The sequence below is a fragment of the Gracilibacillus caseinilyticus genome (assembly GCF_022919115.1).
Taxonomy (GTDB): Bacteria; Bacillota; Bacilli; order Bacillales; family Amphibacillaceae; genus Gracilibacillus; species Gracilibacillus caseinilyticus.
Window position 1 is genome coordinate 3,859,926 of sequence record NZ_CP095072.1, and the last position, 14,363, is coordinate 3,874,288.

Annotated in this window: 14 protein-coding genes; 12 read left to right on the top strand and 2 right to left on the bottom strand. The window is 40.3% G+C overall.

Annotated features, from left to right (window positions below):
* Positions 1 to 105 precede the first annotated feature (105 nt).
* Genes MUN88_RS18545 through spoVAE form a run of 4 tightly spaced genes read left to right on the top strand, consistent with a single transcriptional unit; the run spans position 106 to position 2,399 of the window.
* Positions 106 to 558 carry a YhcN/YlaJ family sporulation lipoprotein gene (locus MUN88_RS18545; protein ID WP_244717956.1) on the top strand — a complete coding sequence of 151 codons (453 nt, stop codon included), beginning with the start codon at positions 106 to 108 and terminating at the stop codon, positions 556 to 558.
* A gap of 14 nt (positions 559 to 572) precedes the next feature.
* Positions 573 to 1,010 (top strand): stage V sporulation protein AC, encoded by a 438-nt coding sequence (gene spoVAC / locus MUN88_RS18550; protein ID WP_244717958.1) that lies wholly within the window; start codon positions 573 to 575, stop codon positions 1,008 to 1,010.
* Between the two features lie 15 nt (positions 1,011 to 1,025).
* Positions 1,026 to 2,030 (top strand): stage V sporulation protein AD, encoded by a 1,005-nt coding sequence (spoVAD, locus tag MUN88_RS18555; protein WP_244717961.1) that lies wholly within the window; start codon positions 1,026 to 1,028, stop codon positions 2,028 to 2,030.
* An 18-nt stretch (positions 2,031 to 2,048) separates the two neighbouring features.
* Positions 2,049 to 2,399, top strand: coding sequence for a stage V sporulation protein AE (gene spoVAE, locus MUN88_RS18560; protein ID WP_244717964.1), 351 nt, complete (start codon positions 2,049 to 2,051; stop codon positions 2,397 to 2,399).
* 374 nt (positions 2,400 to 2,773) lie between these two features.
* On the opposite strand, the gene MUN88_RS18565 is transcribed toward spoVAE, so the two are convergent.
* Both MUN88_RS18565 and MUN88_RS18570 read right to left on the bottom strand, forming a co-directional pair.
* Positions 2,774 to 3,739, bottom strand: a complete 966-nt coding sequence (locus tag MUN88_RS18565) for a zinc-binding dehydrogenase (protein WP_244717967.1) — start codon at positions 3,737 to 3,739, stop codon at positions 2,774 to 2,776.
* Positions 3,740 to 3,755: 16 nt separating this feature from the next.
* Complete coding sequence (locus MUN88_RS18570) at positions 3,756 to 4,226, bottom strand: DUF6884 domain-containing protein (RefSeq protein WP_244717970.1); 471 nt, start codon at positions 4,224 to 4,226, stop codon at positions 3,756 to 3,758.
* Between the two features lie 671 nt (positions 4,227 to 4,897).
* On the opposite strand from MUN88_RS18570, the gene ilvB reads away from it, so the two are divergent.
* From ilvB to MUN88_RS18610, 8 genes are all read left to right on the top strand, one after another.
* Entirely contained in the window at positions 4,898 to 6,634 is a 1,737-nt protein-coding gene (gene ilvB, locus MUN88_RS18575; protein WP_244717973.1) for a biosynthetic-type acetolactate synthase large subunit, read from the top strand.
* On the top strand, positions 6,631 to 7,155 hold the full coding sequence (gene ilvN, locus MUN88_RS18580) for an acetolactate synthase small subunit (protein ID WP_244717975.1): 525 nt from the start codon (positions 6,631 to 6,633) through the stop codon (positions 7,153 to 7,155). Before ilvB ends, ilvN begins: the two co-directional genes overlap by 4 nt.
* A 52-nt stretch (positions 7,156 to 7,207) precedes the next feature.
* Complete coding sequence (gene ilvC / locus MUN88_RS18585) at positions 7,208 to 8,239, top strand: ketol-acid reductoisomerase (RefSeq protein WP_244717977.1); 1,032 nt, start codon at positions 7,208 to 7,210, stop codon at positions 8,237 to 8,239.
* The gene (locus tag MUN88_RS18590; protein ID WP_244717979.1) at positions 8,226 to 9,755 is read left to right on the top strand and encodes a 2-isopropylmalate synthase; all 1,530 of its coding nucleotides are present in this window, start codon (positions 8,226 to 8,228) and stop codon (positions 9,753 to 9,755) included. The genes ilvC and MUN88_RS18590 overlap by 14 nt, the downstream gene beginning before the upstream one ends.
* Positions 9,756 to 9,773: 18 nt before the next feature.
* Positions 9,774 to 10,844 (top strand): 3-isopropylmalate dehydrogenase, encoded by a 1,071-nt coding sequence (gene leuB / locus MUN88_RS18595; protein ID WP_244717981.1) that lies wholly within the window; start codon positions 9,774 to 9,776, stop codon positions 10,842 to 10,844.
* An 87-nt stretch (positions 10,845 to 10,931) separates the two neighbouring features.
* Positions 10,932 to 12,350 (top strand): 3-isopropylmalate dehydratase large subunit, encoded by a 1,419-nt coding sequence (gene leuC, locus MUN88_RS18600; protein ID WP_244717983.1) that lies wholly within the window; start codon positions 10,932 to 10,934, stop codon positions 12,348 to 12,350.
* 22 nt (positions 12,351 to 12,372) lie between these two features.
* The gene (gene leuD, locus MUN88_RS18605; protein WP_244717985.1) at positions 12,373 to 12,957 is read left to right on the top strand and encodes a 3-isopropylmalate dehydratase small subunit; all 585 of its coding nucleotides are present in this window, start codon (positions 12,373 to 12,375) and stop codon (positions 12,955 to 12,957) included.
* A 698-nt stretch (positions 12,958 to 13,655) separates the two neighbouring features.
* Positions 13,656 to 14,345, top strand: a complete 690-nt coding sequence (locus MUN88_RS18610; protein WP_244724614.1) for a TraR/DksA C4-type zinc finger protein — start codon at positions 13,656 to 13,658, stop codon at positions 14,343 to 14,345.
* Positions 14,346 to 14,363: the final 18 nt, after the last annotated feature.

A 14,363-nucleotide genomic window follows, 5' to 3' on the forward strand; every position in this document is an offset into this window, starting at 1 on the left:
TATAAGTGCCTTTTTGTTTCATTTCATTTTAAAATGTATATTTTTTTCAAAATTCTACAAGATATGTATAAGCTTGATTTCATATATGGAAGGAAGAAATGAGAGATGAAAATAGCACGTTACATCATGATATTTTTTACCGCAATGCTTGTTGCATGTAATAATCAGGAACCTTCTGCTCAAGAAGATATCGAATCAGATATTACACAAATCAGCTCCAACACTCCAAATTCCAATGAAATTAATACAATCTCTACCAAAGTCAAAGATTATTTGGATAATCAGACTGACGATGTTGCATCTTACAAAGCAATACATATTAATGATGAACTATTTGTAGCATTTACAGCAACACCTTTTAAACAGGCAGTCGAGCAAAATATTGAAAAAAAACTAAAGAAAGAATTAAAAAAGATTACCGGATCGAAAGACGTATTCGTTACATCTGATCAGAAATTTTATATCGAATTAACAAAAATCGAAAACGAGCAGTTAACAAAGAAAGAAATGGAAAAAAGATTAGAAAAACTAAAAAAACTTGCCAAGGAAAGTGCATAACGGAGGAATAAGAAATGAAAGAACCACATTTATATAAAGATTATGAAAAAAGCAAAGAACCTAAACGTCCCATATTGAAAAATTGCATCAAAGCCTTTCTGGTTGGTGGCTTCATTTGTTTAATTGGTCAAGCATTATCGACGTTTTACATGTATTTTTTTAATTTTACGGAACAAACGGTTGGCAATCCCACTGTTGCGACATTGATTTTTATAACGATGCTTCTTACAGGATTCGGAGTATACGACCGATTCGCTCAATTTGCTGGAGCAGGTACAGCCGTTCCTGTTACTGGATTTGGCAATGCTGTTATCTCGGCTGCAATTGAACATCGAACAGAAGGTTTTGTGCAGGGTGTGGGCGGAAACATGTTTAAGCTTGCCGGTTCCGTCATTTTATTCGGTGTTTTTTCTGCGTTTATTGTTGCATTAATCAAAACAATTTTTTCTTAATTGGAGTGGCGCGATATGATTACAGGTAAACAAACATGGTTGTATGACACACCACCCACTATCATCTCAACTGGTGTAGTTGGAGGTCCTTTCGAAGAACAAGGCAATATTCCGAATGACTTTGATTATTTTTATACCGATCAATGGATGGATGAAAAATCATTCGAACTTGCTCATCAGCACATGATCGAAGATGCTTGTCATTATGCCATAGACAAAGCAAATCTTGATCTTAGTGATATACAGTTTTTTCTACATGGAGATCTTATCAATCAATTGACACCTTCTAATTTTGCAGCACGCGGTCTGGCTATTCCTTATCTTGGATTGTTTAATGCTTGTGCTACTTCCATGGAAGGATTAGCTCTATCTGCTTTAATAATGAGTCAGATGCAGGCTGAATATGTGATTACTGGTGCAGCAAGTCATAATTCTGCTGTCGAGCGACAGTTTCGGTACCCTACAGAATACGGCAGCCAAAAACCAGATTCATCTCAATGGACCGTTACAGGTGCTGGAGTAGCTATTTTAGCTAAAAATGGAACAGGCCCAAAGGTAACCTCTGCTACAATCGGCAAAGTCGTCGACCGGCAGTTGAAAGATCCGTTTAACATGGGGGGTGCTATGGCACCTGCAGCGTATGATACCATCACACAGCATTTAAAAGACCGGAATATCACAGCAGATTATTATGATTATATTATCACTGGTGATTTGGCCAAATATGGACGAGACATTTGCCTTGATTTATTGACTAAAGATAATTATCACATCCAAGAAAGTCAATTTATTGACTGCGGACTAACGGTTTACAAGCCGGATCAGCCAGTCTTTGCTGGCGGTAGTGGACCAGCTTGCTCTGCTGTAGTAACTTACGGCCATTTTGTAAAAAAACTCATGCAAGGGGAATGTAATAAAATCCTCGTAGTAGCGACAGGTGCCTTACTTTCTCCATTAACCGTACAGCAAAAGCAGACAATACCTTGTATTGCCCATGCTGTTTCAATTGAAAATGTTTAAGGAATGAGGTGAAGATAAATGGTATTTCTTTGGGCATTTCTCGTAGGAGGACTGATTTGTGTTATTGGTCAGTTATTATTCGATGTAGCCAAACTGACACCTGGGCACACGTTAAGCATCCTGGTAGTAGCGGGAGCTATTTTGGATGGCTTTGGATTATATGAACCACTAATTGATTTCGCCGGGGCAGGTGCAACCGTACCGATCACAAGCTTTGGTAATTCTCTCGTTCACGGAGCCCTCGCTGAAGCGGAGAAGCACGGGATAATTGGAGTTGTGACAGGAATGTTTGAAGTTACTAGCGCTGGTATTTCCTCTGCGATTATATTTGGCATGATCGGCGCAATTTTCTTTAAGGCAAAAGGATAAGAGCGGGACACAAATTTAATCAAGAACATTCTGTTGCATACGATGCTTTATGAGTTTAGATATGAAGGTGGTTCGCTTTTGTGGTACCTTCGCTTGCTTTCTTAGGTGCTTGCTCTAGTCTGGAGGCTTTCTTCCTCTTGAAGGTATTCCTTTTCCAAAAGCATTGCTTCTCTCATATCAATTCGTTCTCCTAAAGTCTATTAACATTGCTGAGGATGTATAAAAAAACACTAACGCTATACTCGAATTATAAGAACCCCTACTCATATTGAGCATGTTTAATTCTGCGTTTCGCCTTTATGACTGTAATTTTACTTTCATTACGCATAAAAAAGGTTCCGATCAGATAAGTTGACCGGAACCTTTTCTGTTAGTTACATCGTTATATAGACTTTACCAAGCTGCTGCTGCGAAGAAAGATACGAAAAGGCCTCGTCGATATCTTCTAAGCGATATCCTCTGTCAAGGATAGGCTTCAAATCATTATCTTCACAGAAACGGAGCAATTCACGAAATTCGTCCCTGCTCCCCATTGTCGAACCAATCATTTTATATTGTCCATAGAAAAATTGACGAAGATTAAACGTGAACTGATCATCTGTTGAAGATCCAAAAGTGACCAGACGTCCTCCCTTCTTCAGAACTTCTAATGACCTGTTAAACGTCGCACCACCAATACTCTCAATTACTAAATCTATTTGTTCATCTTCGAGCGCACTCACCCAATCTTCACTCGTTAATAGTCCTTTATCATAATCTAACTGACTAGCTTTTTCTAATTTTTCTTTATCTCTAGAGGTAGTAATGACTCGTGCACCTTTAGCTATGGCCATTTGAATAATAAAAGAGGTCACTCCGCCTCCTGCGCCAGGGATAAACAACGTCTCCCCTTTTTTCAAATTCCCTTGAGTGAATAATGCTCGGTATCCTGTAAGAGCAGATAATGCAAAGACACCAGCCTCTTCCCAGCTCATGTGCGAAGGCTTCGCTTCAATAAAATCTTCTGAAATCAACATATATTCAGCAAATGTACCATCCAGAATTTTGAAAGATGAAGGCGGTGCATCCGTTTTGTCATACCAGTTCAAGCTCGGATTGAACACCACTTCGTCCCCAGGTTGAAAGCGTGATACCTTTTCTCCGGTTGTCTCGACAACGCCCGCCCCGTCTGAACCAAGTATATATGCTTGATCTTGGGAACCAATTCGTTCTTTCATTTTTAAGTCGCGATGATTCAATCCAGCTGTTTTTACGCGTACTAGAACTTGTCCTTCATTCGGCTCTTTGACTGGATGTTCGAATAATTGCTGGTCTCCGTGTTTAACGCCAAAAACTTTCATCTACTCATCTCCTAATTTATTGATCATGAAGATCATGAAGGGGTTTACCTGTTGCAATACTATCTTTTAGCCACTTTTGTATATGTCCTATTCCTGTCGCTCCATTTAATGGGTACTGGATACGATCCACTTCGTCAAAGACTTCTTCCAGGAAAGGTCGATATTTTTTCCCTGTCAACGCAATAATTTCGTTAAATGATTGCAATTGCTTTTGTTTAACCTGACGTTGTAATGTCGATACGGTGACTACATTAGGGTCATTCTTCCGAAAAGTGAGATCATAATTTCCAGGAACAACATCGCTCGGCAATAACATGCCATGTTTTCCCGAAATAATCACCCAATCTCCTCCAAAACAATCGACATATTGCCTGCATAATTGGTGAAGCACACCAATATATGCATTTTTTGCTTCTACAGCTCCGATATCAGGTTCTCTATCCCAAATCTTTTTTTTGCCACAGGGAATGATAAATAATTGCGCCATTACCTTCTCTCCTATCTTATTGTCATATTATACAAAATCGAAGCTGACAGTGTAAAATAATTTAAAATTATTCATATGATGCAATCCAAATCAGCACAACATTGTAATCGTTTACTACTAAAAACACTAAAGTTAGAAATATTAGAAAGTTCACGAAAAACGGTTGACCAAATCGGATTTTGGTTGTATTATTGTCGTCAATCAGATATTTCAGAAAATTACTTATTTTTAAAAAATCTGTGGACAGAATAGTATCAATCGTATAGTATAAAATATAACAAGATAAATAGAAAAACGTTGACGGGAACAAAGGATTTGGATCAGGTATTCATAGAGAGCCAAGGCTGGTGGAAACTTGGCAGTACCCCCTTCTCCGATTACTCATCCCAGAGTGTTGTGTCGAAAAGTAAGTCTTAGTAAGCACAGCCAGGTGTACGCAACACCTGTTATCAAATGGAAGCTGACACAATCAGCTTCATGAGACAATATTCGCGAGAATGTTGTGAATCAGGGTGGTACCGTGAAAAGAAAGGCCTTTTCTCCCTTGTTTGTTGCTATTATCAATAGCATAAGCAAGGAAGGATTGGCCTTTTTTCTATCTATAAAGAAAATATAACTCATTATATAAAAGAGTTGGTTTTTATTAAATCGTACAATTAGGAGGGATTGGAATGGAAAGAACACAGAAGCAAGACCAGCAGACAGCCGCTGAAACAAAAGAACCCAGAACAGGTGCTGATCTACTAGTCGAATCGTTAATCAACGAAGGTGTTGAAACTTTATTCGGCTATCCTGGCGGGGCTGCATTACCCATCTTTGATGCTTTGTATAAAGCACAATCAGCCTTTGACCAAATTCTTGCACGGCATGAGCAAGGTTCAATTCATGCAGCGGAGGGCTATGCCAGGGTCTCAGGTAAACCAGGAGTTGTCGTGGCAACGTCAGGACCTGGTGCAACGAATTTAGTTACCGGGATTGCTGATGCAATGATTGATTCTCTGCCAATGATCATCATTACTGGTCAAGTTGCTCAGGGTGTCATCGGAACCGATGCCTTTCAGGAAGTTGATGTGATGGGTGTAACGACACCTATTACAAAGCATAATTATCAAGTACGAGATGTAAAAGAATTACCTCGGATTATCCGGGAGGCATTCCATATTGCAACAACAGGCCGGCCAGGTCCAGTACTGATTGATATGCCAAAAGATATTTCGGGAGAGATTATCGATGAAAGTTTCTCTCCGAACATCGAATTAGATTTACCGGGTTATCAGCCGACAACAAAGCCAAACCCACTTCAAACGAAGAAATTAGCAGAAGCAATCAGTAATGCGAAAAAACCTGTTCTGTTAACAGGCGCAGGTATTTTGTTTGCGAAAGCATCTGAAGAAGTGCTGGAATTTGCTGAAAAGTATTCTATTCCGGTCACTTCTACCCTGTTAGGATTAGGTGCTTTCCCTGGTAATCACCCATTATTCATGGGAATGGCCGGAATGCACGGGACATACACGGCAAACACCGCATTGTATGAATGTGATTTGTTAATTAATATCGGGGCAAGATTTGACGACCGTTTAACTGGAAAATTATCTTCCTTCGCTCCAAATGCTACAGTTGCCCATATTGATATTGATCCTGCTGAAATTGGCAAGAATGTACCTGCCGATATTCCAATCGTCGGCGATGCAAAGGCAGCACTAATCAGGCTGTTAACACATGAAATCGAGCAGCCGGAACATGATGACTGGCTAGTCCGAATTCATGAAAACAAAGAAAAATATCCATTATGGTTTAATAAACCTGAGCAGGATATGATTGGCCAATGGGTTATCAAGCAAGTGCATGAAGCAACCGATGGAAATGCGATTGTGACTACGGATGTAGGACAGCATCAAATGTGGACGGCTCAATTTTATACGTTCAACAAACCAGACAAATGGGTGTCATCAGGCGGATTAGGAACAATGGGCTTTGGTTTCCCAGCCGCGATTGGCGCTCAACTTGCAAAACCAGATGAAACGGTTGTAGCTATTGTTGGAGACGGTGGTTTCCAAATGACATTACAGGAATTGTCCATCTTACAGGAAAAAGGGTTACCAGTTAAAGTCATCATCGTCAATAATCAGGCTTTAGGAATGGTTAGACAATGGCAGGAGAAATTCTATTCCGAACGATATTCACAATCCATTTTCAGCATTCAGCCTGATTTTGTTAAACTAGCTGAATCTTATAATGTAAAAGGATTGCAGGTGAAATCACAAGAGGAATTCATCAAGGCTATTCCTGAAATATTTGATTATGAAGGTCCAGTTGTTGTAGATGCTCGTGTTTTACAACAGGAGAATGTATTCCCGATGATTGCACCTGGCAAAGGATTAAATGAAATGATTGGGGTGAAACCATGAAACGAATCATTACAGCAACTGTCAGAAACCGTAGCGGTGTTCTCAATCGGGTAACCAGTTTACTTCAACGTCGCCAGTTTAATATCGAGAGCATTTCCGTTGGCAGAACCGAAACAGAAGGCATGAGCAAGATGACTTTTGTGGTAGATGTGGAAGACTTTCAGAAGTTAGAACAGGTGACAAAACAGCTGAATAAACAGATTGATGTTATCAAAGTATCAGATATTACTGATAAAGCAATTGTTGCCCGGGAACTGGCACTCATTAAAATTGTCAGCAACAGTCAGCTTCGGGCAGAAGTGCAAGGAATTATTGAACCATTCCGCGCTTCTATTATCGATGTAAGTAAAGACAGCTTATCGATCCAAGTAACCGGGAAGCCGGATAAAATCGAAGCACTTATTGAACTGTTGCGTCCATATGGCATTAAAGAATTAGCAAGAACTGGTGTCACCGCATTCGCTAGAGGCCAACAGCCCAGCACACAAGATGGCAGTAGTTATTCTTCATTACTAGGCTAATAATAATTAAATTATTATATAAAAAAACAAATTTTGAGAGGATGTAGTAAAGATGACAAAAGTACTTTATAACAACAATATTAATGAAGAGGTTTTACAATCTAAAAAAATCGCTATTATCGGTTACGGTTCTCAAGGCCATGCCCACGCATTAAACTTAAAAGAAAGTGGTTTTGATGTAGTAGTTGGTCTTCGCCAAGGTCGTTCATGGGATAAAGCAGTTGAAGATGGGGTTGACGTTAAGTCTGTTGCAGAAGCATCACAAGAAGCAGACGTTATCATGATTCTTCTTCCAGATGAGTATCAGCCATCTATCTATAAAGAGGCAATTGAGCCAAACTTAGAAGCAGGAAATGCGCTTGTATTCGCTCACGGTTTTAACATTCACTTTAATCAAATCGTACCTCCTGCAGATGTAGATGTATTCTTAGTAGCACCAAAAGGTCCTGGACACTTAGTACGCAGAACATATGAAGAAGGTGCTGGTGTACCCGCACTATACGGTATCTTCCAGGATGCAACTGGTCAAGCGACAGACGTTGCACTTGCTTACGCAAAAGGGATTGGCGCTGGACGCGCAGGGATCCTTCAAACTACATTCCAGGAAGAAACAGAAACAGATCTATTTGGTGAGCAAGCTGTACTTTGCGGTGGTACCTCCGCACTTGTAAAAGCTGGTTTTGAAACATTAGTAGAAGCAGGTTATCAACCAGAAGTTGCCTACTTCGAATGTTTACACGAATTAAAACTTATTGTGGATCTTCTTTATGAAGGTGGCCTTGAAAACATGCGTCACTCTATTTCCGATACAGCAGAGTGGGGAGATTTCATGTCTGGTCCAAGAATTGTAGACGAAGATACGAAAGCACGTATGAAGGATGTACTTTCTGATATCCAAACAGGTAAATTCGCACAAGGATGGATCTTGGAAAACCAAGCAAATCGTCCACGTTATTCTGCGATTAAAACTGCTGAAAGCCAACATCAAATTGAGAAGGTAGGTAGAGAACTGCGTGAATTAATGCCATTTGTTAAGCAAAAGGCAATTAATAAGAAGGAAGTGGTCTCTAATGACACAAATTAAGATTTTTGACACCACTTTGCGTGATGGCGAACAATCACCAGGTGTCAATTTGAATCAACTAGAAAAATTAGAGCTTGCGAAACAATTAGAACGCTTTGGAGTAGATGTCATGGAAGCAGGATTTCCTGCTTCCTCCAAAGGGGATTTCGATGCGGTAAAGAAAATTGCTGACACGGTAAAGAATGTTTCCGTAGCAGGATTAGCACGTGCTGTTAAGTCAGATATTGACGCATGTCGCGACGCTTTAGTAAATGCTACCAATCCTAAATTGCATGTTTTTATTGCCACCTCCCCTATTCATATGGAATACAAATTAAAGAAAACACCAGATGAAGTCATTGAAACAGCCGTCGAAATGGTGAAATACGGCAAACAATTTTTCGACCATGTAGAATGGTCTGCTGAAGATGCCTCCCGCTCTGATCTTGCCTTTCTTGCAAAGATTATCGAGAAAGTCATCGATGCCGGAGCAACCGTCATTAACTTGCCAGATACAGTAGGTTATACAATGCCTCGTGAATACGGCGCTATGTTTAAATATATAAAAGAAAATGTTCCGAATATTGAAAAAGTAGATCTATCCTGTCACTGTCATGATGATTTAGGAATGGCGTTAGCCAACTCTTTTGCTGCAGTAGAAAACGGAGCCACACAAGTGGAAGGAACAATTAACGGCATTGGTGAACGTGCCGGAAACGCATCACTGGAAGAATTTGCTGTCGCATTAAAAATCCGCAATGATTATTATCCTTATTATACACAAATTGTATTAAATGAAACAAAACGTACTAGTGACATGGTTAGTAAATTCACAGGTATGACGGTTCCAGGTAATAAAGCAGTTGTCGGTCGAAATGCATTTGCCCATGAATCGGGAATTCATCAGGACGGTGTACTAAAAAATGCAGAAACTTATGAAATCATTACACCTGAATTAGTCGGTGTTCATTCTAACAATTTAGTGTTAGGTAAACACTCTGGACGCCATGCCTTTACAGATAAAATTAAGCAATTGGGATATGACTTACCAGAAGAGAAATTAAAAGAGGCTTTCAAAGCATTTAAATTATTAACTGATCGAAAAAAAGAAGTGACGGACGATGATTTATTCTCTATTCTTACCGATATCCAAACAGATACTTCGAATGTGAGACGATATCAGCTACGACATTTTCAAGTACAATACGGTTCTAATGATCAGCCAAGCGCTTCTATTTCTCTTTCCACTCCAGATGGTGAAACCATTGAAAATACCAGTACAGGTTCTGGTAGCGTGGAGGCTCTGTATAATACGTTAGATCAAATAGTTGCAGAAGACACACATCTTGCCGACTTTCAATTAAACTCGATCGGTCAAGGACGTGATGCACTTGCCGAGGTTCATGTCAGTTTAACCGTTGATGGCCGGACAGTAAGTGGTCGCGGCTCTGCTCAGGATGTTCTCGAAGCTGCCGTGCAAGCCTATATAAACGGTGTCAACCGTGCTATCTATCAACAAAAAAGCAATTTAGTCTGAAGCAGGAGGTTTAATCCATTGAGTCATAACATTGTCTTGCTTCCTGGCGACGGTATTGGAGCAGAAGTCATTTACGCTGCCAAAGATGTACTGGAAGCAATCAGTAAAAAATATAACAGAACATTCCGTTTTTCATCCTATGATATTGGAGGAGTGGCTATTGATCAGCATGGTACTCCCCTCCCCGATGAAACAGTAGAAGCTTGTAAGCAAGCAGATGCAGTCTTGTTAGGCGCAGTCGGCGGGCCTAAGTGGGATAATAACCCGTCTGATTTACGACCGGAACGAGGTCTTTTGGGAATTCGCAAAGCACTAGATTTATATGCAAACCTTCGCCCTGTCAAAGGCTTCCCAAAATTATTACACGCCTCTCCTTTAAAAGAAGAAATTATTCAAGGCAGTGATCTGCTGATCGTTAGAGAACTGACAGGCGGACTATATTTTGGTCAGCCAAGTGAACGAATCGATAATGGTAATGCAGTAGTCGATACACTGTCTTACACAAAAAAAGAAATGGAACGAATCATCGATAAAGCATTCCAAAGTGCTACATTACGTAACAACCACTTAACGTCGGTTGATAAAGCTAATGTGTTGGAATCAAGTAAATTATGGCGAGAAATTGTGGAAGCAAAGAAAGCCGAATATCCGGATGTAACAGTTGACCATGTGTTAGTTGATGCAGCTGCGATGAAGCTGATCACTAATCCAACACAGTTTGACGTCATCGTAACAGAAAATATGTTTGGAGATATTTTAAGCGATGAAGCTTCTGTACTAACTGGTTCACTTGGAATGTTACCTTCTGCCAGTCTTGCTGAGGATGGTGTTGGTTTATATGAGCCAGCACACGGATCCGCACCAGATATCGCTGGTCAGGGAATCGCCAATCCAATTGCCATGATTTTATCTTCAGCTATGATGCTTCGTTATTCTTTTGATATGAATCAAGAAGCAGATGCCATTGAAGTTGCTGTTGAATCTGTTCTCAACCAGAATTACCACACGGCAGATTTAAAAAATGAGCAAGGCGCTTTAGTGAATACATCTGAAATGACAGATTTAATTGTTAAAGCAATTAACCGATGAAGCTAAAATTCGTGAAGAAGTAATGCTCCTCTATACTTCTTCCCTCTTTTAGCCTCACCACATAAAGCATGTAAGGAGTGAAAAAAGATGAGAAAGCCAAAAACAATAATCGAAAAGATTTGGGAAAAACACGTCGTTCATCACGAAGCAGGTAAACCAGATCTTTTATATATTGATTTGCACTTGGTCCATGAGGTAACCTCTCCTCAAGCTTTTGAAGGACTAAGAATGAACAACCGAAAAGTACGCCGACCTGATCGTACATTTGCCACTATGGATCACAACGTTCCTACCATTCATCGTAATGTCATCAAGGATGAAGTGTCCAAAACACAAATGGAAACATTAAAAGCCAACTGTGATGAGTTCGGTGTACCTTTAGCAGATATCCATCACCCGGACCAAGGTATCGTACACGTTATTGGTCCAGAGCTGGGATTGACACAACCTGGGAAAACCATTGTATGTGGTGACAGTCACACATCTACACACGGAGCTTTCGGTGCTTTAGCCTTTGGTATCGGTACAAGTGAAGTAGAACATGTGCTAGCTACTCAATCCATTTGGCAGCAAAAGCCAAAAACATTGAACGTGAAGGTTAACGGCAAATTGGGTACAGGTGTTACTGCAAAGGATTTAATTCTGGCTATCATCGGCAAGTTTGGTGTAAAGTTCGGTACTGGATATGTACTGGAATATACTGGGGAAGCAATCCGTGACCTTTCCATGGAAGGTCGTATGACCATTTGTAATATGTCCATTGAAGCTGGCGCTCGTGCCGGATTAATTAGTCCAGATGATACAACGGTTGAATTTCTACGTGGCAAACGTCATGTACCACAAGGAGAATCCTTTGATAAGCTAGCAGAAGAATGGAAAGCATTAGCTAGTGATGATGGTGCTGTATACGATGAACAAGTAGAAATCGATGCAGATGAAATCGAACCTCAAGTAACTTGGGGTACGAATCCTGGTATGTGTATCCCTGTCAGCGCCAACGTACCAACCGTTGAAAAAGGTAAAAATGCCAATGACCAAGAAGAAATCAAACGCGCATTAGAATATATGGGATTAACTGGTGGCGAACCAATCTCATCTGTCAAAGTCGATCATGTTTTTATCGGTTCTTGTACCAATTCTCGACTTGCAGATTTACGAAAAGCATCTGAAATTGTGAAAGGTCAACAAGTAAATCCTGATGTACGTGCCATTGTCGTACCAGGCTCTCACAGCGTCAAAACACAAGCAGAAGAAGAAGGCATTGACGTTATCTTTAAAGAAGCTGGCTTTGAATGGCGCGATGCTGGATGCAGCATGTGTCTAGCGATGAATGATGATGTGGTACCTGAAGGGGAGCGTTGTGCATCCACATCCAACCGAAACTTTGAAGGGCGTCAAGGTACTGGAGCTCGTACACACCTGGTCAGTCCTGAAATGGCTGCCGCCGCGGCAATCAAAGGTCATTTCGTTGATGTTCGTCATTTAGAAGTTCCAACACCAAGCTAACAAATAAAGGGGGTAACGATGGATGGAACCAATTCGTAAGCATGAAGGACTTGTCTTTCCTCTAAACAGAGCAAATGTCGATACAGATCAAATAATTCCAAAACAATTCTTAAAGCGTATTTCTCGTCAAGGATTTGGCCAGTTCGTTTTCTATAATTGGCGATTTGATTCAAAAGGTGACTTACGCGAAGATTTTTCATTAAACCAGCCAAAATACGAAGGAACGTCTATTTTAGTCGCTGGTGAAAATTTCGGCTGTGGTTCGTCACGTGAGCATGCACCGTGGGCATTACAAGATTATGGATTTAGAGTGATTATAGCACCTAGCTATGCTGATATTTTTTACAACAATTGCACAAAAAACGGCATCCTTCCGGTCAAATTAACGGAAGAAGAAGTGCAAACACTTATCAGTAATGCTGAAGCAGCACAATATCATCTTACGGTAGATCTCGAAGCCAAAAAAGTATATGATAATAAAGGCTTCGAAGCATCGTTTGATCTAGATGATTATAAACGCGAAATGCTTCTAAATGGCTGGGATGAAATTGCCGTAACCCTAACCCATGCAGACAAAATCGATCAATTTGAAACAGCAAGGGACTAATCGAAAAGCTGACTTTCTAATAAGAAAGTTAGCTTTTTTTCATAAGAAAAGTTTTTATAATACGGATTATGTAAACTAACAGCTTAGTGATCATTTTGAAATATTTAGGGTGCTTGGATACCCGCTTCGGCCAACTACTCCGCGTCCTGCGGGGCACGGCTAAAGATCCCGCGGGAGTCTCCGTGGTTGTCCTACGCTATTGTTTAGGTTCTACAACGTATATAATAGGAAGGACTTTGAGCGGTATCTATCAGTGTCATGACTTGATATTAGTTATGCATATTGCTAGCACCACTGCTATTAGCTAATCCATACATTGTAGAACTTCCCTTAAGCGTAGGAAATAGGCGGAGACTCCCGTGGGATCAGCACGAGCTGAAGCCGTTCCCCACAGGACGCGGAGCGTATTTCTGGAGCTTTGCTAAGCAGAAAAAACATGTCAACATTACCATATTGCAATGCAGTTCTACTTTACATAATCCGTATTAAAGGAAGCTGTAAATATTATGTTCGCTATGTCTTGTCCGTGTAGATAATCAAAATCAGGACTGGAAGGTTGTTTGGCTTTGGCTTCGATTTTTAGCTTAACTGTAGTTTCTCTCCTCCCTTTCACATTATTCACTTCCTTTACCATAATCCTCATCTGTGGATTCGGCGAGTTATGGACATACTAAGCTCGTAAGGAGGTGCTTGAAGTGATGAATCATGAACTACTTCAGCTGTGCCAAGAAGAATTATTCCAGAGGAAGCAAGTCCTGCAGCAACACATTGCTGATCATTTCAACCTGGAACAGTCTCAGCGTGAATCCACATCTGAACTGTCCAATTATGATAACCATCCAGCCGATTCAGGCTCTGAATTATATGAGCGAGAAAAAGATATAGCACTGAATGAACATGAAAAACAAGAACTGTCAGATATCGAACGTGCTTTACAAGCGATCGATAATAAAACGTATGGAAAATGTGAAGTATGCCACAGAGCGATTGATCAAGAACGTTTAGCAGCAATGCCTACAACTTTACGCTGTAAAACACACGCAGAACAGCATATCGATAATCATCGACCAATTGAAGAAGATCTGCTCCACTCAAATGTCGATGAACAAGAGTTAGAAAACGAGGATTATACCATGTATGATGGTGAAGATACCTGGCAAGATGTTGAACAATACGGATCTTCAGACGGTGTATCTGACTTTTACGATACAGAAAAAGATTATTCGCATATGTATTATCAATCAGAAGAACTGGTCGGCAGTGTCGAAGAGCTTGAAGGTTTTTTATTAGCTGGATTAGATGGAAAATATATTGGCGTCAATGAAGCACATGAAAAATACGAAGATTATTTAGATGAAAATGACATTAATTCAATTATGTATGATTAAACAAGAGAGTAGGACCTG